The following is a 19,803-nucleotide window of genomic DNA, read 5'->3' on the forward strand; positions in this document are numbered from 1 at the left end:
TTGGAGTACTCAATTACTATTTTGGAGTACCCAATTGCCATTTCGGATTTTGCCAATCCCTTACCCAAAACACAAGCAGCATATGTCAATTGACTGCATATTAGCTATGTATACCAGCAGTTAAAGTGTTTGCATATAAAAAGCAGAGTGGATAGGGGAAGCCCTTAATTTTTATCCACTCTGCACTTTTTCTAATGCCAAGATTCAAGAATTATCGCTATTGTAATTAAACACAAGCGAATAAAATCTATAATTTAATTAACGGAATCCTAAAATTTCAGATATTGCTGCAACAATATCAAGATAAAAATTGCCACTCACTGCTCGGAACAACTCAAATTTAGAACTAGGAGCACCAAAAAACGGGCGTAAAAACCATCCTAATTGCACGCCCACAAAAGCATATAAAAATAACCAGGATCTTAAAATAGTAGTGCGAGTTTTCTTACCTACATCGTCTTGTTTAGAAAGTAATTGCATTCCTTCATACAGAAATTTAATTCCAAATATTCCTGTGATTCCAAAGATCAATACATTTAATAGTTTAAAAAATTGGTAAGAATTGGGAGCAGTAATCATAAAAAATAGCGTTACTGGTGCCAAGCTGAATAAAAGCACGCTAATTACTGATACTGCTGTGAGCAATACCACAAAATGCTGTTTTAAGCTGCTGCGAGAACCAAATAAAACATTAAAAAAGAATAGAGTCGGAAAACAAATTATTAGTGTTAATAAATAAAATGCCGGGAGTTTGATAGCCCCAGCTAATGCCTGTGCCCAACTATGAGATGCACCAATAATTGCACCATATATGGCAAAACAAATAGAACTTGAAACAAACAAAGCACTAATTTTACTTTGTAATCTTATCCCTTGGCTAATTTCTTCTAAAAAACCCTGGCGATCGCGTAGCAAACTAATTAAAATTCCAAATTGTTTATTTTTGTAAGATGGCTTTTCTAACATAGTGGTGTGATATGTAAATTATTAAATGCAGTATAAGCAAATTAACTACTAATGCCTAATAAAAAATGACAGCTTCACGAAAATTTCCTAAATCGTATAGCTATCATTAATAACTGATTAACGAATTCCTAAAAGATGACCGATAGATTGCAGAATGCTTAAATAAAAACTGCCTTCTCTATCTCTAAATAGCTGAAACACAGAACCAGGTGTGCCAAAAAAAGGTCTGAGAGTCCATCCTAACTGGCTACCTACGAAAGCATAAAGAAATAGCCACGATAGTATAATTTTGCGGCGCGTACTGCTACCTTCATTATCTTGCTCTAATACCACGCTCGTAGCTTGGTATAAAGAAGAAATCCCAATAAATCCCGTAAAAGAAAATATCAGAACATTCAGCAAAATTAAAAATTGGTAATTATTAGTGGTAATTAAAAAGAATAGTGTAATAGGTGCAAAACTAAATAACAGTACGCTAGTTACCGAAACCGCAGTGAGTACTAGTGCGAAATGCTGCCCAAAACTACGTTTAGAACCAAAAATAATATTAGAAAAGTACAACGTAGGTAAGCAAATGATGAGCGTAATTAGATAGAGTGCTGGGAGTTTAATTGCAGAAGATACAGCTTGCATCCAGCTATGATATGCGCCAATAATACCGCCATAGATAGCCAGAAATAGAGAACTGCAAACTAAAAGCGAAATGATTTTACTTGGTAGTCGTACACTTTGAGTAATTTCTTCTAAAAAAATTTGGCGATCGCGCAGCAAGCCAATTAGTACTGTAAAGTATTTTATCCCAGAAGATTGTCGTTCAATCATTTTAATCCTCACACACTTTTTTCATCGGAATGAAATTAAATCCCTTTAATTTGGGGTATCAAAAGTCCATAATCTAAAAGCTTTTGACCATTAACCATTGACTTTTGACTTTTCTGAATAAATTATCCATCTGCATAATCGCTACCAGAACCAAACTTCCAGCCATCAACCAAGCGATGCCAATAATATTGTTGTTGAATTGGCAGGTATTTAATCAATGTTTCTAGCATTGGACTCAGCCAAAATAAGGCAGTATAAACACCTAAATTACTGTAATGTAGCACCCAATCCAATAAATTCAATAAACCTACTTGGGGAATTATTTTGGCAACTAATCCAGGATTTGCCAAAGCAGTTTTCAGTAGTGTTTGCGTCAGTGCTGAAAACTGCACTACATCTTGCAAAAACGGCTTGAGTACAGGTGTACCCAGCTTTTGCATTTCTTGAAAAACTATAGAAAGCAGTTGGTTAATTCGATCTGGAGGAATATTTTGATTCACGCCAACACTCATCGCTTTTTGAAACAACCAAGTAACAGCCAAACTTGGCTGATAAGGTTGCAGCAAAGCTAGCGCTTTTGCAGATAATTGTTCGGTTTGCAGCGCTTCTTGAATACCAAAAGTTAAACGCTTCAAGTGACGCACCATAGCGCCAAAACCACCAAAACTTAAAGGTGATTGACTACCGCTACTATCTCCCACTGGCAAAATCCGATTCCAAGGGGTTTTGAGGGGACTTTGGCGATAAGTAGGAAAGAAGCCAAACAGTGCCCGTTGAAACTTTAACTGACTCAATTCCACACCCTGATATTGTGGTAGAAGGCGCAGATATTCTTCAAACAGAGCTTCTAAACCTAAACGTTGTGGGTGTGCATCCATGTAGGTAAACAAGTAGGTAGTTCTGCCATCTTTAGCTGGAAAAGCTTCCCAGAAGTATTGGCATTGATTGTGCAAGGATGTAAATGATAACAACAAGTCACCAGATCGATTCTCCGGAAAACCTTGCGCACAACTTCCCACAACTAAGCACAACGCATCAGGTTTTTGTCCTTGACGCGCTTGTTGTGCAATCGGAGAAAGATGTCCCATTGCATCGATTAATAACCTAGTTTTGAGTTGGCTATTTACCGTTACCCCATTAGGATGTACTACAGCTTCCGTTAAGGGTGTGTTTTCCCACAACTTCCCCCCAGCAGCTAAAAATTTTGTTTTCAATGTAGCCAAAAGATAAACAGGATTTACGCCAATGTTGAGAACATCCTCTACCCAAACTTCTGTACCACCATGAAAGCCGACTCTAGCTGGATTATATTCTGTAGCGATCGCTTGCTCTAATTCTTCATTCGTCAGTAAATTCAATTCCAGAAACACTTCTAACTCTTTGCGAGAAATATTCCACTCTTGCTCTCTTCCCTGGAGAATTCCTCGCTCAATCAACCCTACTTTGACTCCCTGTACAGCTAAAGCGCAACCAATTAAAATCCCTAAAGTCCCACCGCAAACAATTACATCCCAGTCTACAGTGTCTAAAAGTTGCTCGTTCTCTTTGACTACCGTGGGGATCGGTGCGCGATCTGACCTCAGCGATGTTAAAATGCGATCGCTACGGCGTAGGCTTTCCATCACATCGCCTGGGAGTTGGGAGAGAATATCTTCGGTGATGCTCATATTCAATAATCTCCTCTAATTTTTGTGCTGAATAGGCTAGACCACTCTCAGCATAGAGGCTAAATGCACTAATCTAGTTAACCTATCCAGCGATATATTTGCAATCTCCAATTAGCCTTCGGTAGCGTTCATCCTGAGCGCTAGGCGGAGATATTTTTTGTAAATGCTTCCCAAAAATTGCCAGTTAATTTTGTCTCCTGGCTTACTCTACATCTACCTTCAGTATAGTTAAAAATTAAATTTTCTCTGATACTTTTGGTTGCCAAATTTAATCCTAAAAATTAGAGTTAATCAAGTGTAATCCGTATTAATTCTATATTTCTGTACAATTATCAATATTGCTATCTTTGATTTCGATACTTATGTCTTCAGTAGGGTTAAATCGCAAATATAACTTTGTTAGCTTTGTTTGAGAAATTGAAGATTTATAAGCGGAGTTTGTAATGACATACACCCAAACTGGCGATCCAACTATTCGCGAACATGTTCAAGCTTGGCAACAATTGGATGTGGATCAACAACTCGCTTTGTTCTGGTTCATCTACAAAGAAATGGGCGGCTCAATTACACCAGCGGCTCCCGGTGCTAGCACTGTTTCACCAGAAATTGCTGAAGGCTTGTTCAATCAAGTTAAAGAATTATCTCACGAAGAACAACTGCAAGTTCAGCGCGATTTAATTAACAAAGTTGATACTCAGATTTCCCGTGAATATTGTTCTTTAGGGGAGACTACTAAGTTACTATTTTGGTATCGCTTATCTCAAGGTATGGATAACGGTACTATTATTCCCGTACCTCCTGATTATCAACTACCCTCACAATCTCAAGCTCTCTTAAATAGAATTAGAGGATTAGCTTTTGAGCAGCAAATTACTCTTTTCCGCGATTATGTTGCACCAATGGGTGCTGAACCAAAACCAGGTGCAGAAATTTAAATTCTGAACTTTTGCGTCTGTTTTAGTATTTAACTAAAAGGTGGCTTCCTATGGTTGATGAACTATAGGAAGCTTAATTTATATCTATTACAAGCAACAAAGAATAGTACATTCTATTTCGCTTCAAATTCTGAGCATGAATTATATAAAAATTAATGGCGATCGCATCTTCACATAGACAGGACTTACGCAACTGGCACAATGCGATCGTTAGTTCATAGTACATAGGTATTAATTAAATCTGATTTTGAAAGCTTTGCCTTCGTAATAGAAGTCGCTGTCTTGGAAGTACTATCGAAATATTCGTGAGAAAATAGGTAGAGGTTATATTAGATAAATTTCGCTAAGGGTAATGAGATTTACTAAGCTTAATTACTGCCAATATTTATTAAGTAGTCAAATTAATTATACAATTACCAATTTGGCAGAGCATTTAGAGAGTATTAGTCATGACGCAATTAACTATTATTTGAAAACCGAAAAATTAACACCTCGTTTACTATGGGATAACGTGAAAGAGGTCGTTGAGTCTGATGAAAATGGTTACATCATATTTGATGATAGCGTTTTAGATAAAAAGTATTCTGAAGAAATAGAAATAGTCAGAAGACAATATAGTGGTAATGAGCATGGTGTCCTGAAAGGCATTGGTGTAGTTAGCTGCGTGTATGTCAACCCTACACTTCAAAGATTTTGGGTCATAGATTATCGAATTTTTAATCCTGATGTCGATGGGAAAACCAAGATAGACCATGTGAAAGATATGCTCCAAAACCTTGTGTATCATAAGCTTTTACCATTTGATACTGTTTTGATGGATACATGGTATGCGGTACACAGTTTAATGCTATATATTGATAGCTTAGACAAAATTTATTATTGCCCTTTAAAAAATAATCGTTTAGTTGATGATACATTTGGTCAAGAAAAATATAAACGGATTGAATTATTAGAATGGAACCAAGAAGAATTAGACTGTGGTAAAATCATAAAAATTAAAGGATTCCCAGCTAATAAAAAAGTGAAACTATTCCGGGTTACTGTTTCTACCAACAGAACGGATTATGTCGCCACTAACGATTTATCTCAAAGTTCCACGGATGTTGTACAACAGGTGTGTAAAATTCGTTGGAAAATAGAGGAGTTTCACAGGGAAATTAAACAACTAACTGGCATTGAATCTTGCCAGTGTCGGAAAGCTAGACTCCAAAGAAATCATATTGCTTGTGCAATGTTGGTTTGGGTTAGGTTAAAGAATTTAGCCTATAGAACTGGCAAAACTATCTATCAAATCAAGCATAACTTGCTTTCTAATTATTTAATTCAGCAACTGAAGCGCCCAAGTATTTTTATGTGCTTGGTTTGATTTATATTGTCGCGTGTCAGGGCTTTGCCCTGCCTGCTATTTGTGCCAATTGCGTAAGTCCTAATAGATATTCATAGCAAACAAAAAGCATTAGAGAAAGCTAACTTGAGATTCCTACATACGCTACGCACTTGTGCTGTTATTGCGGATGTCACCCGACAAGAGCATGGTGTAGAAGATGGCATTATCAATATTAATCGGCTGAACCTTATAAATACCCCTCAACTTCTGCAAATTTACGTAAGCGTGTTAAACACTGACGCTGATAAAAACTGCTTAAAGTAGGTATAGATAATCCAAATTCCTCAGACAGTTCCTTCCAACTAGCTTCTGGAGGTAAGCGTCTCAAAATTAACACCTGACAATTGACATCTGGACGCCCTTTAATGTAATTATCCCGTAGTTCTCCGTTAGTATCAGCTTCTGCCCACATTCTCACGTTTTCCAAAATTGGTGGAGCTTCTGGAGTAGCAGCTAGGTTCTCTACAGGGTCAATAGTGTTAATATTATCGCCCGAACCAGATTGGTGTACCTTCAAAGGGACTTTAATAACTTGTTCTCGCTGCTGGTTGAGGTAAAAATCTTGAAGTCGCCGTTTTAAATAGGCATTCAGCCAAGTTATAACGCTTCCATAACTAGGATCGTAGGCTTGACCTGTGTTAGCTTCACAAATATTGCGACAAAAATATAACCAAGTTTGTTGGAGCGCATCTTGATAATAAGAAGTAGTTTCCTTCCAGAGTCTACTTGCAGTCAAACGAATGATTTGCGTCAGCAGTTTCTGACGCTGAGGACTTCCGGGTGGGTTTTTACAGGCTTGTGCCACTAAATGGCGTAGCTGTTCATCCAATTCAACCATAGCAATCTGGGTTAAGCAGCAGGGATATCATAGTATTGCGTATAACAATGTACTAAAGAATTACCCTTTGTCGTGATATTAATTCTTCCGCCTTATAAGCTATGTGGATAACTTTAGCTAAAGTACTAAAAAAGACGCGGAGAGCTTGTTAGATAAACTATCCCCACGTCTTGCTGAAGCAACGGATTATACAAACTCAAGGCACATCAACTGAGTGCGATCTGTCTATAATCCCAGCCAAGAAAAGAAACTTTGCCACCAAGAAGGTGTGATATCGCCAACAGTCAACTTCATCTTGCGACGAATATCTTGAATATTCCAGTTGGTGAGCTTGGCTAGAGTTTGTGCTTCTTGTTCAAAACGTCTAGGCAAGGATTGCTTATATTCTCGCCCCGCAGAACAATTAAGGTCGCCAGAAAATGGATGTTGCAAAATGTAACGACCTTGAAAAGATTCGCGATTGGCAGTCTCTTGGAACATCGGATCTTCAGGAAATTTGTTGCGGGTATAACGGATATGCAAACGACTAATGAAGACACTACTATTAGATACAGGAGGACGACGGAAATTACTGGGTGCTGGAACACCATTAGTAGAATCACTATCCAGCCAAAATACACCTGCTTGCTTGAGTTCCTCTTGAGATAAGGGTTCAGCAGAACAAGGATCGCAACTACTCATATCCCAAGCATATTCTAAGAAAGTAACTTTCCGGTCTTCCTTATTATAGGAAGTTTGGAACATAGACTTATAGAATTCGCCAAATTCATCTTTGACAAACAGCGGAATATTGGCATCAGAAGGAACTTTTACCGTCCGGTAGTTGGTAGTTTCTGCCTGTCCTTTTGGCGATAGGATATAAACAATCACATCCTGCTCGCTGGCAGCGTTGATCATGCCTAGGCGAATTGGCAACATGAACCTAGGCGATTTGTAGGAAATTTGTAACGGACGAAGTAATTGATAGCCAGAGTTCTCAAATTTTTCTAGGTTGACTTTAGCAACAAAGAATTTCATCGAAGAACGGATATAAGGCTGAAGTAAATCTTTTGCTCCTTTAGGAATTTTGTAGCCATTGCGATTCAGCCAGGTTTCCAATCCGCCAGATTCTTTAGCACTCAAAATTACGATATCGTACTCGCCAACATTGAAACGCGCTTCGACAGTTACACCTAAACGATTACCAACTTTTTGGCTGTTCAACTCATCTCTGGCTGCGCCTCTAGCTGCTGATGCTGGCATATTACCTTCGTAAACCCGAGCGCAGGGATCGGAGTCGAAATATTCTACTAGTCGCGGTGCGCTAAAAGCATCAAGACGCTCGATAATCTTAGGTTCAGCAACATGAACTTGCTCTTTTTGCAGTACTGTGGGTACGGGTACAACGATCGCAAAATCTTTGACTTCGCCTTGAAAATCGTTAGCCATTGTCAAGACAGTGCGATCGCCATCCCGCGCAATAATGACCTGAGAAGCTTTGTTATACAGCTTGCTATCAGCTTTAGAAACGTAAAATCCACAGAATGCCCAGGCTGTAGGAGCAAAACATAGCACAGCTATTAATGCGATCGCTACAGATAGGAAAAATCTTAAAGGTTTCATTTTATTTCTCGATTGTGTTCAGTATTTCCCAAATTTAGGGACTAGGAATTAACGGCGGGGAACTGGATACTGGGGAATTATCAGTATCACTAGTGTTCCCATCTTTACTAAACCAAGAATATTTTGGGGCTGACCAAAAAGCATCGAATAGAATGGTCAACGGTGCGAGGATAAACAGTGCCCAAAAAACTGCGCTGGAAATAAAGAAATAATTCCGCAGTATAAAAGTGAATATGGCAATGCAGACTGCCCAGACTATCCGCCCAATTCTGGCATTGGGAATTGACCGCGGATCTGTCACCATGAATAGGGCAAATAACAACAAAGAGCCACTCATCAAACGATGCCAATAAACATCCCAAGTCCATCCCAGCCACACATTACGAATCGCCTCTAGCAGTGCGTAGGAACCCAAGAAGGCAGCTGTAGTATCCCAGCGACCAATTCGCTGCACGATCGTGCCACCAGTCCCGACAAACAATAGCCCATACCACCAATCCTCTCCCCACTGTCCTGGTGAAACCCAAGCATCAGAGGTGAGTAGTAAGGCAGTAATGATGCCAAAATTCGCTGGATTAAAGAAATGCTTATTACCGACTTGAAAGAGAAATTTGCTAGCGATCGCACTTACTGCTGCTAAAACCATTGTTGTCCAATGATCGGCCCGCAACAGTAAGCTGAGTCCCAATGAGGTAATTAGGGCACTACGAATATTGAGCTTTTGTTCTTGGCTAATTACTGATGACAAAATCCATTGCGTTAATAAACAGGTGGCGATCGTCACCCCTATCAACTCCGGTCGCAGCGTCCAGTCCCTTGTGCCAATTCCCAAAAATAGGAACAAGGAAAGAAAGAGAATTTGATAATCTCGGATATCATTAAGTAACATTACCCGTCTACTCAGGGATTACTCGGAGTTTTTACATCAATTTAGACGGATAAATGCTGAAATACCTCGTTGTTACAGTTTTTGTTACAAATAGAATCCTATTGCAAAAGGTTTGTAACAAATCAGACACTCAAATCGAGTTGTTGCTTCCTCTGTACAATGATCCATAGAGGAAGATACTGCTGGAGGAAAAAATATGAAACCTATACAGCAAGCATTCACTATCTTAGGAATAACGATGTTACTCGGTGTGATGTCTCCGAGCGTTCATGCTGAAGCCTCATCAAAAACTAAGAAATCGGTAGATGTTCAACAGAACTATAACCAGGGTGTAGAAAAGCTAGCACAGGGTAACTTCAACGGAGCTATTGCAGACTTTAACGAAGTAGTAAGCTTAAACCCAGAATTTTATGAAGGTTTTTGTTTACGGGGTTTAGCAAAAACTCATTTGAAAGATTTTCAATCGGCGATCGCAGACTACAACCAAGCGCTACAAATTAATCCTCGGCATACAGATGCCTACAATGGTCGCGGTATCTCCTATGTAGAATTGGGAAACTTTCCTAAAGCTATTGCTGATTTTAACCAGTCAGTAAAAATAGATCCGCGATCGCCAGATGGATACTACAACTTAGGACTTGCCCATTTTAAAAATGGCCAGCATCAACAAGCAATCTCCAACTTTACTCAGGCGATTAAAATCGACTCTACCTTAGCTGATGCTTACGGTAACAGAGGATTGGCACTATATGCCTTAGGCGATCGCCAAAGTGCAGTCACAGACCTCCAGCAAGCTGCAACTTTATTTCAACAGCAAGGAAACACAATAGAGTATCAAAAAACACAAGCTTTTCTTCAACAAATTCAGCATTAATATGCTAATCCGCACCGCTACCCCATCTGACGTACCTCAAGTTTTACCGATGGTTGCTAAAATTTGTGCTTTGCATGAATCTTGGGATGCTGCCAAATATGGTTTTTTTTCCTATCCAGAACAGCGTTATGAAAAATGGTTGAGGCGGTTAGCCAATAACGATCGGAGCGTATTTTTGGTAACTGAAGATAGAGGTAACTTGGTAGCGTTTTTAATAGCGACAGTTGAACGCGAAATTCCAATTTATCGGTTACAAGAATTTGCCTTTATTCACGATCTTTGGGTTGAGCCAGAATATCGCCAAAAAAGAATAGGACAACAAATGGTGATGCACGCTATTGAACGCTTTGATAAAATCGGGGTCAAGCAAATTAGGCTAGATACCGCAGCTATTAACGAAGCGGCGCGGCGGTTGTTTGCATCTTGTGGTTTTCGCATCAGCACCATAGAAATGCTGATGGAATTGAACTAATAGTCAAAAGTCAAGAGTCAAATGACAAAGCGCAAAGTCTGAGCGGAGGTTTCCTCCGATCAGAACTTTGTAAGAATGACCAATGACTAATGACCAATCACTAACTAGCTAAAAGTGTTTTTTCTAGAGGAGTCCAACGGAAGGCGCGATCGCCACCCCTCTCGATCACTACTTTTACTTTTGGTTCCAAGCGGGGTAAAGCCGCCAAGAAATCCAGTTCCTGATTGGAAAGAATATGCCCCTCAATAATCCACAACACCAGTCCTTTGGACTTTGGCGGTAAATGTTCTAGGTGAGAACTAATTAGAGGTGGCAAATAGTATACATAACCTACTGCCGCACCACTACCAGTACTCTTTTTACCCAAATGAGGCGGTCTAACTCCATGAACTCCTGTGAGATAGGCAGCCAAATCTCCTAACCCCTTAGCAGTAATGTGGAGAGTTTCGTAGCCAGTTGCACGTAGTCGGCGTTGATACCGACCTTCATAACCACCCTCTGGAGGTATATAAACACCCAGAGAGCCAACTTTTTCTAGTTCGCGAATAAAAGCGTTGCCAGTGGTAAGTAGTGCCATAGATATTCGTTCTATCTCACTTAGATATCTCTATTATTTACTGCGAACCCTAAATTCGGTTCAACAATTAATTTATGATCTAGATTAGGTTTACTTGCTGTCAATCACTCGATACCGCTTCAATGTAAGTTTGATACATCGGAGTTTGTCTAATAGCTATTAACTAATACCAATAGCAAAAATCTCAGCCAATAAATTTATAGACAAATATAAATAAATCATTTATATTGTTAGATTGTGACCAAATACGCAAATTAGGTTGCCCTCTTATTGGCATTCTGAGCTAGTGTGAGCATCAAGAGTAAATGACTTGATTCCAAAATTTGGAGAAAGCTAGCCCAGAGCGATCGGAGACTGGTAGACTAAAAAAGCTTTCGGGTCAGACAAAAACTTATGGCTGGAACATCAAAGCCAACCCTAAGTTCCAGGCTACATTCACTCCTGTAGTCCTGAAAAAGTAGGCAAAACCTTGAACAATAGTTTAAGGTATTTTAGTCGGAGTAGAAACTGAGCAGTAATGTTGGTTTGATAGCATTACATCAGTCTTAGTTAAAGGATACTGGGTGGCAAAAGCTGCTTAAGTCCCACTACAACACGGCTGTCGCCCGCCACTTGCTACAACGCGGGAAATCTGACGGACATTTGCTTCAAGTCGGCAAAGCCGCCCAACGCAGTGTCCTCCGCAACGCAGTGGCTGCTCAAGTTGGGAAAGCCTCTCAGGGCGCTGCCTCCAGAAAGTGCCTAAGCAATTGCTTGGATGAAAGCATTGCTGCACAAAGCGCAAAGCTCAATAGCCTTGCCTTGATTCCAGAAGTTAACCCTTCCTCAAAGGAAGGTGCTTATGGCTGTTCTGCTGAATAAGCGAGTGAAAGTAAACAGATTCACCAAACAGTAAGGACATAGTTTTTTGTGTCTCAGGTAAATTGGAGTGCCAACTTGACTCCAAGTTTCCCAACGTGCAAAAAGCTTGTCTTTTAGAATCTGATGCCAAGGTTAGCAAGTAGATTAAGGAGAACCAGTTACTGTGTCTGTAGGTATTCTCGGCACCAAGCTGGGCATGACCCAAATATTTGACGATGCAGGAGTAGCAATTCCTGTCACCGTTGTGCAAGCGGGCCCATGCACTGTTACCCAAGTTAAAACGAAACAGACCGACGGTTACGCTGCGATTCAAGTTGGTTTTGGCGAAGTCAAACCCAAGGCGCTAAACAAACCCCTCTTAGGTCACTTAGCCAAATCATCTGCTCCAGCTTTACGTCATCTGAACGAGTATCGCACAGATACTGCTAGCGATTATGCTTTAGGTCAAGAAATTAAAGCAGATATTTTTAGTGCAGGTCAAATTGTAGATGTAATCGGTACAAGTATCGGTCGCGGCTTTGCAGGCAACCAAAAGCGCAACAACTTTGGTCGCGGGCCTATGTCACATGGTTCCAAAAACCATAGAGCACCAGGTTCCATAGGTGCTGGTACAACCCCAGGTCGTGTTTATCCAGGTAAAAGGATGGCAGGGCGTTTAGGTGGTAGCCGCGTCACAATCCGCAAGTTGACTGTAGTACGAGTCGATGCAGAGCGCAATTTACTACTGATTAAGGGAGCTATTCCCGGTAAACCAGGTGCGCTGGTAAATATCGTACCCGCCAAGCAAGTTGGTAAGTAGTCAAGAGTCATTAGTTGTTAGTCATTAGTCATTAGTCATTGGCTAAGGACAAGTGACAAAGGACAAATGACAAAGGACAAATGACAGAGGACAAGTGACAAAGATGGTTCAGAGTATAGTTAAAAATTGGCAAGGAGAACAAGTCGGAGAGACTTCGTTTGAGTTGCGAGTTGCCAAAGAAGAAACAGCAGGTCATATTGTGCATAGAGCGTTGGTTAGACAACAGACCAATGCTCGCCAAGGAACTGCTAGTACAAAAACTCGCTCCGAAGTCAGAGGCGGCGGCCGCAAACCCTGGCGGCAAAAAGGTACAGGTCGTGCTCGTGCAGGGTCAATTCGTTCGCCCCTGTGGCGTGGTGGTGGTGTAATCTTTGGGCCAAAACCCAGAGATTACGATCTCAAGATGAACCGCAAAGAGCGACGCTTGGCATTGCGAACAGCTTTGGTCAGCCGTATTGACGATTTGGTTGTAGTAGAAGAATTTAGCGAGCAGTTATCCCGCCCTAAAACTAAAGAATTAGTAGCAGCATTAGCGCGTTGGGGAGCTGCACCAGAAGATAAAACACTGTTAATTTTGTCTGAGATTGCGGAGAACGTTCATTTGTCAGCCCGCAATGTAGAAAATTTAAAAGTAATTGCCGCAAATCAATTAAATGTTTTCGATTTGCTGCACGCTGACAAGATCGTAGTTACAGCATCAGCCATAGCAAAAATTCAGGAGGTCTACAGTGCCTAACTTCGACCCCCGTAACCTAGCTGACTTAATACGTCGCCCAATTGTGACTGAAAAGGCGACCATCCTGATGGAGTTAAACAAATACACTTTTGAAGTCACTCCTAAGGCTACCAAACCCGAAATTAAAGCTGCGATCGAAGACTTATTTCAGGTAAAGGTCGTTAAAGTCAATACTTCAATACCACCCCGGAAAAAACGGCGCGTGGGCAAATTTATTGGTTACAAGCCCCAATATAAAAAAGCGATTGTTACTATCGCACCTGGGGATGTAGAGAAGGTTAGACAAGTTCTATTCCCAGAGGTGTAAAAAACATGGGTACTCGTTCTTATCGCCCCTATACCCCTAGTACTCGCCAAGTTACAATCTCTGACTTTGCGGAAATCACTAAAACTGAGCCAGAAAAATCCTTAACCAAGTACGTACATCGTGCTAAAGGACGGAACAATCAAGGCCGGATTACCAGCCGTCGCCGGGGTGGCGGACATAAGCAGCTTTACCGCATCATCGACTTTAAAAGAGACAAGCGGAACATTCCAGCTACAATCACAGCCATTGAGTACGATCCCAATCGGAATGCGCGGATTGCTCTGGTGTTGTATGAAGATGGCGAGAAACGCTACATTCTCCATCCCAATGGGTTAAAAGTTGGCACCAAAATCATTGCGGGGCCAGAAGCTCCTATCGAAGATGGTAATGCCTTACCTCTAGCAAATATTCCTTTAGGTACTAGCGTTCATAATGTAGAAATGACTCCTGGTAAAGGTGGTCAAATCGTGCGTTCTGCTGGTGCTACCGCGCAAGTTGTTGCCAAAGAAGGTAATTACGTTACTCTGAAGCTACCTTCAGGTGAAGTTCGTTTAATTCGTCGCGAATGTTACGCCACGATTGGACAAGTAGGCAACACCGACGCCAGAAACTTAAGTGCAGGTAAAGCAGGACGAAATCGCTGGAAAGGACGCCGTCCCAAAGTTAGAGGTAGCGTCATGAACCCTGTGGATCATCCCCACGGTGGTGGTGAAGGTAGAGCGCCAATTGGGAGATCTGGGCCTGTTACTCCTTGGGGTAAACCAACTTTGGGTGCAAAGACACGCAAACCCAAGAAAGCTAGCAGTAAATTCATTGTGCGCCGTCGTCGTAAATCTTCTAAACGCGGTCGCGGTGGTCGTGAGTCCTAAGAAAGTATGAAGTATGAAGTATGAAGGATGAAGTATGAAGTAATTCAGTAATATTTACCTCTTAGCCTTCGTCCTTAGCTCTTTATTCTTCATTTTTAACTTTTACCCTTTAACCTTCATCCTTTACTATGGGTCGTTCTCTAAAAAAAGGTCCTTTCGTTGCCGATCACTTACTCAGCAAAATTGAAAAGCTGAACGATAAAAACGAAAAGCAAGTGATCAAAACTTGGTCGAGAGCATCGACAATTTTACCCCTGATGGTCGGTCATACTATAGCTGTTCACAACGGAAGACAACATGTTCCCGTTTTTATCAGCGATCAGATGGTAGGACATAAGTTGGGAGAATTTGCCCCAACACGTACCTACAGAGGTCATGGGAAAAGTGACAAAAAATCAGGTAGGTAGTCATGAGTTAAAAGTCATTAGTCATTAGCTAAAGACAAATGACCAGTGACCAATGACAAATGACCAAAACGGAGAAAATTATGGCTACTGATACTACTGAAGTCAAAGCGATCGCTCGTTTTATCCGCATCTCTCCCTATAAAGTACGTCGCGTACTCGATCAAATTCGAGGCAGATCGTACCGAGAAGCGCTGATAATCTTAGAATTTATGCCCTATCGCGCCTGCGAACCAGTTTTGAAGGTTCTCAGAAGTGCTGCTGCTAATGCCGAGCATAATGCTGGTTTAGACCGTGCGCAACTAGTGATAACCCAGGCATACGCCGATCAAGGCCCAGTACTCAAACGATTTCAACCTAGAGCGCAAGGTCGAGCTTACCAAATTCGCAAGCCAACGTGTCATATTACCGTAGCTGTAGCTGCTGGCGATGCTGCTGAATAAATATTAGACACGAAAAAATTGCGTAAAGTAAGAAATTTTAGAGGAAGCATTTGTGGGACAAAAAATTCATCCAGTTGGTTTTCGGCTGGGTATTACACAAGAACATCAATCTCGGTGGTTTGCCGTTCCTGACAAATATCCAGAACTGCTGCAAGAAGACCACAAACTCCGTAAATATATAGAACAAAAGCTGGGCAGACTGGCTCAAAATAACGCCGGGATCTCAGAAGTACGGATTGAGCGCAAAGCCGATCAAATCGACTTAGAAGTACGCACAGCAAGACCTGGTGTAGTAGTAGGTCGTGGCGGTCAAGGTATCGAATCTTTACGTACCGGACTGCAAGAATTGTTGGGCAGCAATCGCCAAATTCGCATTAACGTAGTTGAAGTGCAACGAGTTGATGCTGATGCCTACTTGATTGCTGAATATATCGCTCAACAACTAGAACGCCGCGTATCTTTCCGTCGCGTGGTACGCCAAGCAATTCAACGTGCCCAACGCGCTGGTGTCCAAGGTATTAAAGTCCAAGTTAGCGGTCGACTAAATGGTGCAGAAATCGCTCGGACAGAATGGACTCGTGAAGGTAGAGTACCCTTGCACACCTTAAGGGCTGACATTGATTACTCTTACTGCACAGCCAAAACTGTTTATGGGATTTTGGGCATTAAAGTGTGGGTGTTCAAGGGAGAAATCATCCCCGGACAAGAAGAAGCTGCATCCGCACCTGCTGCAACCCGCGAACGCGAACGCGAACCTCGTCGCCGTCAACAACAACGCCGTCGCCAACAATTTGAAGATAGATCGAATGAAGGGTAAACCGTTATTAGTCATGGCTCATTAGTCATAGTAAATGGCAGATGACAAATGACTTTTGACAAATGACCCTTACGGGTACTCTTCGAGAACCCCTTCGGGGAACAGCAGTTGCTTCAAGTCGGGAAACCCGCCCAACGCACTGCCTCACAAATGACAAGTGACAAACCATGTTAAGTCCTAGAAGAACTAAATTCCGCAAACAACAGCGCGGACGGATGGAGGGTCTAGCCCACCGTGGGAGTACCCTAAACTTTGGCGATTTTGCACTCCAAGCTCAAGAACCTGCTTGGATTACCTCTCGGCAAATCGAGGCTTCGCGTCGAGCCATGACCCGTTACATTCGCCGGGGTGGAAAAATTTGGATTCGGATTTTCCCTGATAAGCCTGTAACTATGCGTCCTGCTGAAACTCGGATGGGTTCTGGTAAAGGTTCGCCAGAGTTTTGGGTAGCTGTAGTCAAACCAGGGCGAATTTTGTTTGAAATCGCTGGTGTTTCTGAAGAAATTGCCCGCGAAGCTATGCGCTTGGCTGCATACAAGTTGCCAATCAAAACCAAATTTATTGTGCGCCCTCAAATACAGGAAATACAGGAGCAGGAGTAGGTTATGCCTCTTCCCAAAATTTCAGAAGCTAGAGAATTAACTGACGAGAAACTGGCTGAGGAAATTGTTGCTGTTAAAAGACAACTATTTCAGTTGCGCTTGCAAAAAGCGACCAGACAATTAGATAAGCCCCATCAGTTTAAACACGCCCGACATCGCCTAGCGCAACTTCTAACGGTAGAAGGAGAACGCAAACGGGCAGCAAGTCAACCGACTAACGAAGAAAAGTAGGAGATTATGGCAGTCAAGGAACGAGTTGGCTTGGTAGTGAGCGACAAAATGCAGAAAACGGTGGTAGTAGCCGTGGAAAACCGCGCTCCCCATCCCAAGTACGGCAAGATTGTAGTTCAAACCCGGCGCTATAAAGCTCATGATGAAGACAATCAGTGCAAAGTGGGCGATCGCGTTCGCATTCAGGAAACTAGACCCCTGAGTAAAACCAAGCGCTGGCAAGTCACAGAAATTCTCAACGCTAAAGCTACAACTTAATAGTTGTTATCGAACTAACAACTTAACAAGGGAGACAAATTGTGATTCAACCCCAGACTTACCTGAATGTCGCAGATAATAGCGGTGCCCGAAAGCTAATGTGCATCCGCGTATTAGGCGCTGGCAACCGCCGTTACGGTGGCGTAGGTGATAAAATTATTGCCGTTGTCAAAGATGCCCAACCCAACATGGCTGTTAAAAAGTCAGATGTGGTAGAGGCAGTAATTGTGCGTACTCGCAAAAGTATAAATCGCGATAGCGGTATGAGCATTCGTTTTGACGATAACGCCGCAGTGATCATCAACAAAGATGGTAATCCCAGAGGCACGCGGGTCTTTGGCCCAGTCGCACGGGAACTGCGCGATAAGAACTTCACCAAAATTGTTTCTTTGGCTCCGGAGGTGCTGTAATGGCAAAACAGCCACAACCCAAGGTCTTTCATAAAATGCACGTCAGAACTGGCGACACGGTACAAGTGATTGCTGGTAAGGACAAAGGAAAAGTTGGTGAAGTGATTAAAGCACTACCACAACTCAGTAAAGTTATTGTCAAAGGCGTCAATATTAAAACTAAGCACGTCAAGCCTCAGCAAGAAGGGGAATCAGGAAGAATTGTTACCCAAGAATTCCCGATTCATAGCTCCAACGTGATGCTTTACTCCACTAAGCAAAACGTCGCCAGTCGTGTATGCTACACCTTCACGGCTGAAGGCAAGAAAGTGCGTAAGCTCAAGAAAACAGGCGAGATTTTGGATAAATAATCCTCCGCCAAGGGACGATTTTAGATGAGATTTTAATTAAATCCAAAATCTAAAATTTAAGGTTCCCTGACCAAGACCAGGGATAAACAAGACAAAAAACTATGGCGACAACAAGACTCAAAACCTTATACCAAGAGACCATCGTCCCCAAACTGACCAATCAGTTTCAATACACCAACGTTCATCAAGTACCGAAGTTGGTCAAGATTACTGTGAACCGAGGTTTAGGGGAAGCAGCTCAAAATGCTAAAGCATTGGAAGCGTCTCTTAACGAAATTTCCGTGATTACTGGTCAAAAACCAGTTGTAACCAGAGCGAAAAAGGCGATCGCTGGCTTCAAAATTCGTCAAGGTATGCCAGTTGGCATCATGGTCACGCTGAGAGGCGAACGGATGTATGCCTTCCTCGACCGACTTGTTAGTCTAGCGCTACCTAGAATTAGAGATTTTCGCGGCGTTAGTCCCAAAAGCTTTGATGGCCGCGGTAACTACACCCTAGGTGTGAGAGAGCAACTAATTTTTCCAGAAGTCGAGTACGACAGCATCGATCAAATCCGTGGTCTAGATATTTCCATCATTACCACAGCGAAAAACGACGAAGAAGGTCGCGCCCTACTGAAAGAATTGGGTATGCCTTTTCGCGATCAATAAGTTCATCTAAAGAGGGAACGATGGCGGCTAACGACACAATTGCAGATATGCTGACGCGCATCCGCAATGCCAATTTGGCAAGGCATCAAACTACACTAGTGCCTGCAACAAAACTCACTCGTAGTATTGCAAAAGTACTACGCGATGAGGGCTTTATTGCTGAATTTGAAGAATCAGGAGAAGGAGTAAAACGTAACCTGGTGATTGCCCTGAAGTATAAGGGTAAAAATCGTCAACCACTAATTACCGCCCTCAAGCGCGTAAGTAAACCAGGTTTGCGTGTTTACTCTAATCGTAAAGATTTACCCAGAGTACTGGGCGGTATCGGCATTGCCATTATTTCTACATCCAGTGGGATTATGACCGACCGTGAAGCACGGCGTCAAAACTTGGGTGGCGAAGTACTGTGCTATGTCTGGTAGTCATTAGTCATTTAGTCATTAGTTCAAGACCAATGACCAAGGACAAATAACAAAGGACAAAAAGTTATGTCTCGTATTGGTAAACGTCCAATTACTATTCCCGCCAAAGTGCAAGTGGCGATTGATGGCACAAAAGTTGTCGTCAAAGGGCCCAAGGGAGAGCTTGCTCGCGAGTTGCCTACTCAAGTGACAGTCTCCCAAGAAGGTGAAACATTACTGGTAAACCGTCGGGATGATTCTCGCACCTCCAGGCAAATGCACGGTTTGAGCCGTACTTTAGTTGCCAACATGGTCGAGGGGGTATCCCAAGGTTTTCAGCGCCGTTTAGAAATTCAAGGTGTTGGTTATCGGGCACAAGTCCAAGGCCGTAACCTCGTTTTAAATATGGGTTACAGCCATCAGGTACAAATTGAGCCACCCGATGGCATTCAGTTTGCCGTAGAAAATAACACTAACGTCATTGTTAGTGGCTATGACAAAGAGATAGTAGGCAACACAGCAGCGAAAATTCGTGCCGTTCGTAAACCAGAACCTTATAAAGGCAAGGGTATTCGCTACGCCGGTGAAGTGGTCAGACGTAAAGCTGGTAAGACTGGTAAGAGTGGTAAGAAGTAA

27 protein-coding genes are annotated in these 19,803 nt (G+C 42.1%); 20 read left to right on the top strand and 7 right to left on the bottom strand.

Annotated features, from left to right (window positions below; translation table 11 throughout):
• Positions 1-258 precede the first annotated feature (258 nt).
• The 3 genes from AACU33_RS01960 to AACU33_RS01970 all read right to left on the bottom strand — a co-directional run bounded on the left by AACU33_RS01960 (position 259) and on the right by AACU33_RS01970 (position 3,455).
• Positions 259-966: an actin-binding WH2 domain-containing protein gene (locus tag AACU33_RS01960; RefSeq protein WP_096586795.1), complete on the bottom strand. Its 708-nt coding sequence runs from the start codon at positions 964-966 to the stop codon at positions 259-261.
• Positions 967-1,083: 117 nt separating this feature from the next.
• Complete coding sequence (locus tag AACU33_RS01965; RefSeq protein WP_096586796.1) at positions 1,084-1,788, bottom strand: actin-binding WH2 domain-containing protein; 705 nt, start codon at positions 1,786-1,788, stop codon at positions 1,084-1,086.
• A gap of 122 nt (positions 1,789-1,910) precedes the next feature.
• Positions 1,911-3,455 (bottom strand): FAD-dependent oxidoreductase, encoded by a 1,545-nt coding sequence (locus tag AACU33_RS01970; protein ID WP_096586797.1) that lies wholly within the window; start codon positions 3,453-3,455, stop codon positions 1,911-1,913.
• Between the two features lie 443 nt (positions 3,456-3,898).
• Between AACU33_RS01970 and AACU33_RS01975 the strand changes: the two genes are divergently transcribed.
• Positions 3,899-4,390 carry an orange carotenoid protein N-terminal domain-containing protein gene (locus AACU33_RS01975; protein ID WP_096586798.1) on the top strand — a complete coding sequence of 164 codons (492 nt, stop codon included), beginning with the start codon at positions 3,899-3,901 and terminating at the stop codon, positions 4,388-4,390.
• Between the two features lie 352 nt (positions 4,391-4,742).
• Positions 4,743-5,756, top strand: coding sequence for an IS701 family transposase (locus AACU33_RS01980; RefSeq protein WP_096586464.1), 1,014 nt, complete (start codon positions 4,743-4,745; stop codon positions 5,754-5,756).
• Positions 5,757-5,964: 208 nt separating this feature from the next.
• Here the strand turns inward: AACU33_RS01980 and AACU33_RS01985 are convergent, their stop codons facing one another.
• The 3 genes from AACU33_RS01985 to AACU33_RS01995 all read right to left on the bottom strand — a co-directional run bounded on the left by AACU33_RS01985 (position 5,965) and on the right by AACU33_RS01995 (position 9,106).
• Positions 5,965-6,615: a hypothetical protein gene (locus tag AACU33_RS01985; protein ID WP_096586799.1), complete on the bottom strand. Its 651-nt coding sequence runs from the start codon at positions 6,613-6,615 to the stop codon at positions 5,965-5,967.
• A 225-nt stretch (positions 6,616-6,840) separates the two neighbouring features.
• A complete protein-coding gene (locus AACU33_RS01990; protein ID WP_096586800.1) occupies positions 6,841-8,217 on the bottom strand; it encodes a DUF2330 domain-containing protein in 1,377 nt (458 codons plus the stop codon).
• 34 nt (positions 8,218-8,251) lie between these two features.
• The gene (locus AACU33_RS01995) at positions 8,252-9,106 is read right to left on the bottom strand and encodes an RnfABCDGE type electron transport complex subunit D (protein ID WP_096586801.1); all 855 of its coding nucleotides are present in this window, start codon (positions 9,104-9,106) and stop codon (positions 8,252-8,254) included.
• A gap of 196 nt (positions 9,107-9,302) precedes the next feature.
• On the opposite strand from AACU33_RS01995, the gene AACU33_RS02000 reads away from it, so the two are divergent.
• Complete coding sequence (locus tag AACU33_RS02000) at positions 9,303-9,980, top strand: tetratricopeptide repeat protein (RefSeq protein ID WP_096586802.1); 678 nt, start codon at positions 9,303-9,305, stop codon at positions 9,978-9,980.
• Between the two features lies 1 nt (position 9,981).
• Positions 9,982-10,452 carry a GNAT family N-acetyltransferase gene (locus AACU33_RS02005; RefSeq protein ID WP_096586803.1) on the top strand — a complete coding sequence of 157 codons (471 nt, stop codon included), beginning with the start codon at positions 9,982-9,984 and terminating at the stop codon, positions 10,450-10,452.
• A gap of 100 nt (positions 10,453-10,552) precedes the next feature.
• Here AACU33_RS02005 and AACU33_RS02010 read toward each other — a convergent pair whose 3' ends face one another.
• The gene (locus tag AACU33_RS02010) at positions 10,553-11,029 is read right to left on the bottom strand and encodes an NAD(P)H-quinone oxidoreductase subunit N (RefSeq protein WP_096586804.1); all 477 of its coding nucleotides are present in this window, start codon (positions 11,027-11,029) and stop codon (positions 10,553-10,555) included.
• A 612-nt stretch (positions 11,030-11,641) separates the two neighbouring features.
• On the opposite strand from AACU33_RS02010, the gene AACU33_RS02015 reads away from it, so the two are divergent.
• The 16 genes from AACU33_RS02015 (at position 11,642) to rplF (ending at position 19,803) form a co-directional block, all read left to right on the top strand.
• Complete coding sequence (locus tag AACU33_RS02015; protein ID WP_339375706.1) at positions 11,642-11,890, top strand: hypothetical protein; 249 nt, start codon at positions 11,642-11,644, stop codon at positions 11,888-11,890.
• A gap of 163 nt (positions 11,891-12,053) precedes the next feature.
• Positions 12,054-12,689 (top strand): 50S ribosomal protein L3, encoded by a 636-nt coding sequence (gene rplC, locus AACU33_RS02020; protein WP_096586806.1) that lies wholly within the window; start codon positions 12,054-12,056, stop codon positions 12,687-12,689.
• A gap of 103 nt (positions 12,690-12,792) precedes the next feature.
• Positions 12,793-13,425 (top strand): 50S ribosomal protein L4, encoded by a 633-nt coding sequence (gene rplD / locus AACU33_RS02025; RefSeq protein WP_096586807.1) that lies wholly within the window; start codon positions 12,793-12,795, stop codon positions 13,423-13,425.
• The gene (locus tag AACU33_RS02030) at positions 13,418-13,732 is read left to right on the top strand and encodes a 50S ribosomal protein L23 (RefSeq protein ID WP_096586808.1); all 315 of its coding nucleotides are present in this window, start codon (positions 13,418-13,420) and stop codon (positions 13,730-13,732) included. Before rplD ends, AACU33_RS02030 begins: the two co-directional genes overlap by 8 nt.
• A 5-nt stretch (positions 13,733-13,737) precedes the next feature.
• Positions 13,738-14,601, top strand: coding sequence for a 50S ribosomal protein L2 (gene rplB, locus AACU33_RS02035; protein ID WP_096586809.1), 864 nt, complete (start codon positions 13,738-13,740; stop codon positions 14,599-14,601).
• Positions 14,602-14,729: 128 nt separating this feature from the next.
• Positions 14,730-15,008 carry a 30S ribosomal protein S19 gene (rpsS, locus tag AACU33_RS02040; protein WP_096586810.1) on the top strand — a complete coding sequence of 93 codons (279 nt, stop codon included), beginning with the start codon at positions 14,730-14,732 and terminating at the stop codon, positions 15,006-15,008.
• Positions 15,009-15,088: 80 nt separating this feature from the next.
• Positions 15,089-15,448, top strand: a complete 360-nt coding sequence (gene rplV, locus AACU33_RS02045; protein ID WP_096586811.1) for a 50S ribosomal protein L22 — start codon at positions 15,089-15,091, stop codon at positions 15,446-15,448.
• Between the two features lie 52 nt (positions 15,449-15,500).
• The gene (gene rpsC, locus AACU33_RS02050; protein WP_096586812.1) at positions 15,501-16,265 is read left to right on the top strand and encodes a 30S ribosomal protein S3; all 765 of its coding nucleotides are present in this window, start codon (positions 15,501-15,503) and stop codon (positions 16,263-16,265) included.
• A gap of 167 nt (positions 16,266-16,432) precedes the next feature.
• The gene (gene rplP, locus AACU33_RS02055; RefSeq protein ID WP_096586813.1) at positions 16,433-16,867 is read left to right on the top strand and encodes a 50S ribosomal protein L16; all 435 of its coding nucleotides are present in this window, start codon (positions 16,433-16,435) and stop codon (positions 16,865-16,867) included.
• Between the two features lie 3 nt (positions 16,868-16,870).
• Positions 16,871-17,098 (top strand): 50S ribosomal protein L29, encoded by a 228-nt coding sequence (rpmC, locus tag AACU33_RS02060; protein ID WP_096586814.1) that lies wholly within the window; start codon positions 16,871-16,873, stop codon positions 17,096-17,098.
• 6 nt (positions 17,099-17,104) lie between these two features.
• Positions 17,105-17,356 carry a 30S ribosomal protein S17 gene (rpsQ, locus tag AACU33_RS02065; protein ID WP_045870365.1) on the top strand — a complete coding sequence of 84 codons (252 nt, stop codon included), beginning with the start codon at positions 17,105-17,107 and terminating at the stop codon, positions 17,354-17,356.
• 41 nt (positions 17,357-17,397) lie between these two features.
• Positions 17,398-17,766 (top strand): 50S ribosomal protein L14, encoded by a 369-nt coding sequence (rplN, locus tag AACU33_RS02070; RefSeq protein WP_015129713.1) that lies wholly within the window; start codon positions 17,398-17,400, stop codon positions 17,764-17,766.
• Entirely contained in the window at positions 17,766-18,116 is a 351-nt protein-coding gene (rplX, locus tag AACU33_RS02075; RefSeq protein ID WP_096586815.1) for a 50S ribosomal protein L24, read from the top strand. Before rplN ends, rplX begins: the two co-directional genes overlap by 1 nt.
• Before the next feature lie 101 nt (positions 18,117-18,217).
• Positions 18,218-18,766, top strand: a complete 549-nt coding sequence (gene rplE, locus AACU33_RS02080) for a 50S ribosomal protein L5 (RefSeq protein WP_096586816.1) — start codon at positions 18,218-18,220, stop codon at positions 18,764-18,766.
• Between the two features lie 20 nt (positions 18,767-18,786).
• Positions 18,787-19,188, top strand: a complete 402-nt coding sequence (gene rpsH, locus AACU33_RS02085; RefSeq protein WP_045870362.1) for a 30S ribosomal protein S8 — start codon at positions 18,787-18,789, stop codon at positions 19,186-19,188.
• 66 nt (positions 19,189-19,254) lie between these two features.
• A complete protein-coding gene (rplF, locus tag AACU33_RS02090) occupies positions 19,255-19,803 on the top strand; it encodes a 50S ribosomal protein L6 (protein ID WP_096586817.1) in 549 nt (182 codons plus the stop codon).

It is taken from the genome of Calothrix sp. NIES-2098, assembly GCF_963875125.1.
Lineage (GTDB): Bacteria > Cyanobacteriota > Cyanobacteriia > Cyanobacteriales > Nostocaceae > Aulosira.

Excerpts from the sequence above, each read along its gene's own strand:
- AACU33_RS01960 (WP_096586795.1), bottom strand. The coding sequence starts at position 966 with ATGTTAGAAAAGCCATCTTACAAAAATAAACAATTTGGAATTTTAATT.
- AACU33_RS01965 (WP_096586796.1), bottom strand. The coding sequence starts at position 1,788 with ATGATTGAACGACAATCTTCTGGGATAAAATACTTTACAGTACTAATT.
- AACU33_RS01970 (WP_096586797.1), bottom strand. The coding sequence starts at position 3,455 with ATGAGCATCACCGAAGATATTCTCTCCCAACTCCCAGGCGATGTGATG.
- AACU33_RS01975 (WP_096586798.1), top strand. The coding sequence starts at position 3,899 with ATGACATACACCCAAACTGGCGATCCAACTATTCGCGAACATGTTCAA.
- AACU33_RS01980 (WP_096586464.1), top strand. The coding sequence starts at position 4,743 with ATGAGATTTACTAAGCTTAATTACTGCCAATATTTATTAAGTAGTCAA.
- AACU33_RS01985 (WP_096586799.1), bottom strand. The coding sequence starts at position 6,615 with ATGGTTGAATTGGATGAACAGCTACGCCATTTAGTGGCACAAGCCTGT.
- AACU33_RS01990 (WP_096586800.1), bottom strand. The coding sequence starts at position 8,217 with ATGAAACCTTTAAGATTTTTCCTATCTGTAGCGATCGCATTAATAGCT.
- AACU33_RS01995 (WP_096586801.1), bottom strand. The coding sequence starts at position 9,106 with ATGTTACTTAATGATATCCGAGATTATCAAATTCTCTTTCTTTCCTTG.
- AACU33_RS02000 (WP_096586802.1), top strand. The coding sequence starts at position 9,303 with ATGAAACCTATACAGCAAGCATTCACTATCTTAGGAATAACGATGTTA.
- AACU33_RS02005 (WP_096586803.1), top strand. The coding sequence starts at position 9,982 with ATGCTAATCCGCACCGCTACCCCATCTGACGTACCTCAAGTTTTACCG.
- AACU33_RS02010 (WP_096586804.1), bottom strand. The coding sequence starts at position 11,029 with ATGGCACTACTTACCACTGGCAACGCTTTTATTCGCGAACTAGAAAAA.
- rplD (WP_096586807.1), top strand. The coding sequence starts at position 12,793 with ATGGTTCAGAGTATAGTTAAAAATTGGCAAGGAGAACAAGTCGGAGAG.
- rplB (WP_096586809.1), top strand. The coding sequence starts at position 13,738 with ATGGGTACTCGTTCTTATCGCCCCTATACCCCTAGTACTCGCCAAGTT.
- rpsS (WP_096586810.1), top strand. The coding sequence starts at position 14,730 with ATGGGTCGTTCTCTAAAAAAAGGTCCTTTCGTTGCCGATCACTTACTC.
- rplV (WP_096586811.1), top strand. The coding sequence starts at position 15,089 with ATGGCTACTGATACTACTGAAGTCAAAGCGATCGCTCGTTTTATCCGC.
- rplP (WP_096586813.1), top strand. The coding sequence starts at position 16,433 with ATGTTAAGTCCTAGAAGAACTAAATTCCGCAAACAACAGCGCGGACGG.
- rpmC (WP_096586814.1), top strand. The coding sequence starts at position 16,871 with ATGCCTCTTCCCAAAATTTCAGAAGCTAGAGAATTAACTGACGAGAAA.
- rpsQ (WP_045870365.1), top strand. The coding sequence starts at position 17,105 with ATGGCAGTCAAGGAACGAGTTGGCTTGGTAGTGAGCGACAAAATGCAG.
- rplX (WP_096586815.1), top strand. The coding sequence starts at position 17,766 with ATGGCAAAACAGCCACAACCCAAGGTCTTTCATAAAATGCACGTCAGA.
- rplE (WP_096586816.1), top strand. The coding sequence starts at position 18,218 with ATGGCGACAACAAGACTCAAAACCTTATACCAAGAGACCATCGTCCCC.
- rpsH (WP_045870362.1), top strand. The coding sequence starts at position 18,787 with ATGGCGGCTAACGACACAATTGCAGATATGCTGACGCGCATCCGCAAT.
- rplF (WP_096586817.1), top strand. The coding sequence starts at position 19,255 with ATGTCTCGTATTGGTAAACGTCCAATTACTATTCCCGCCAAAGTGCAA.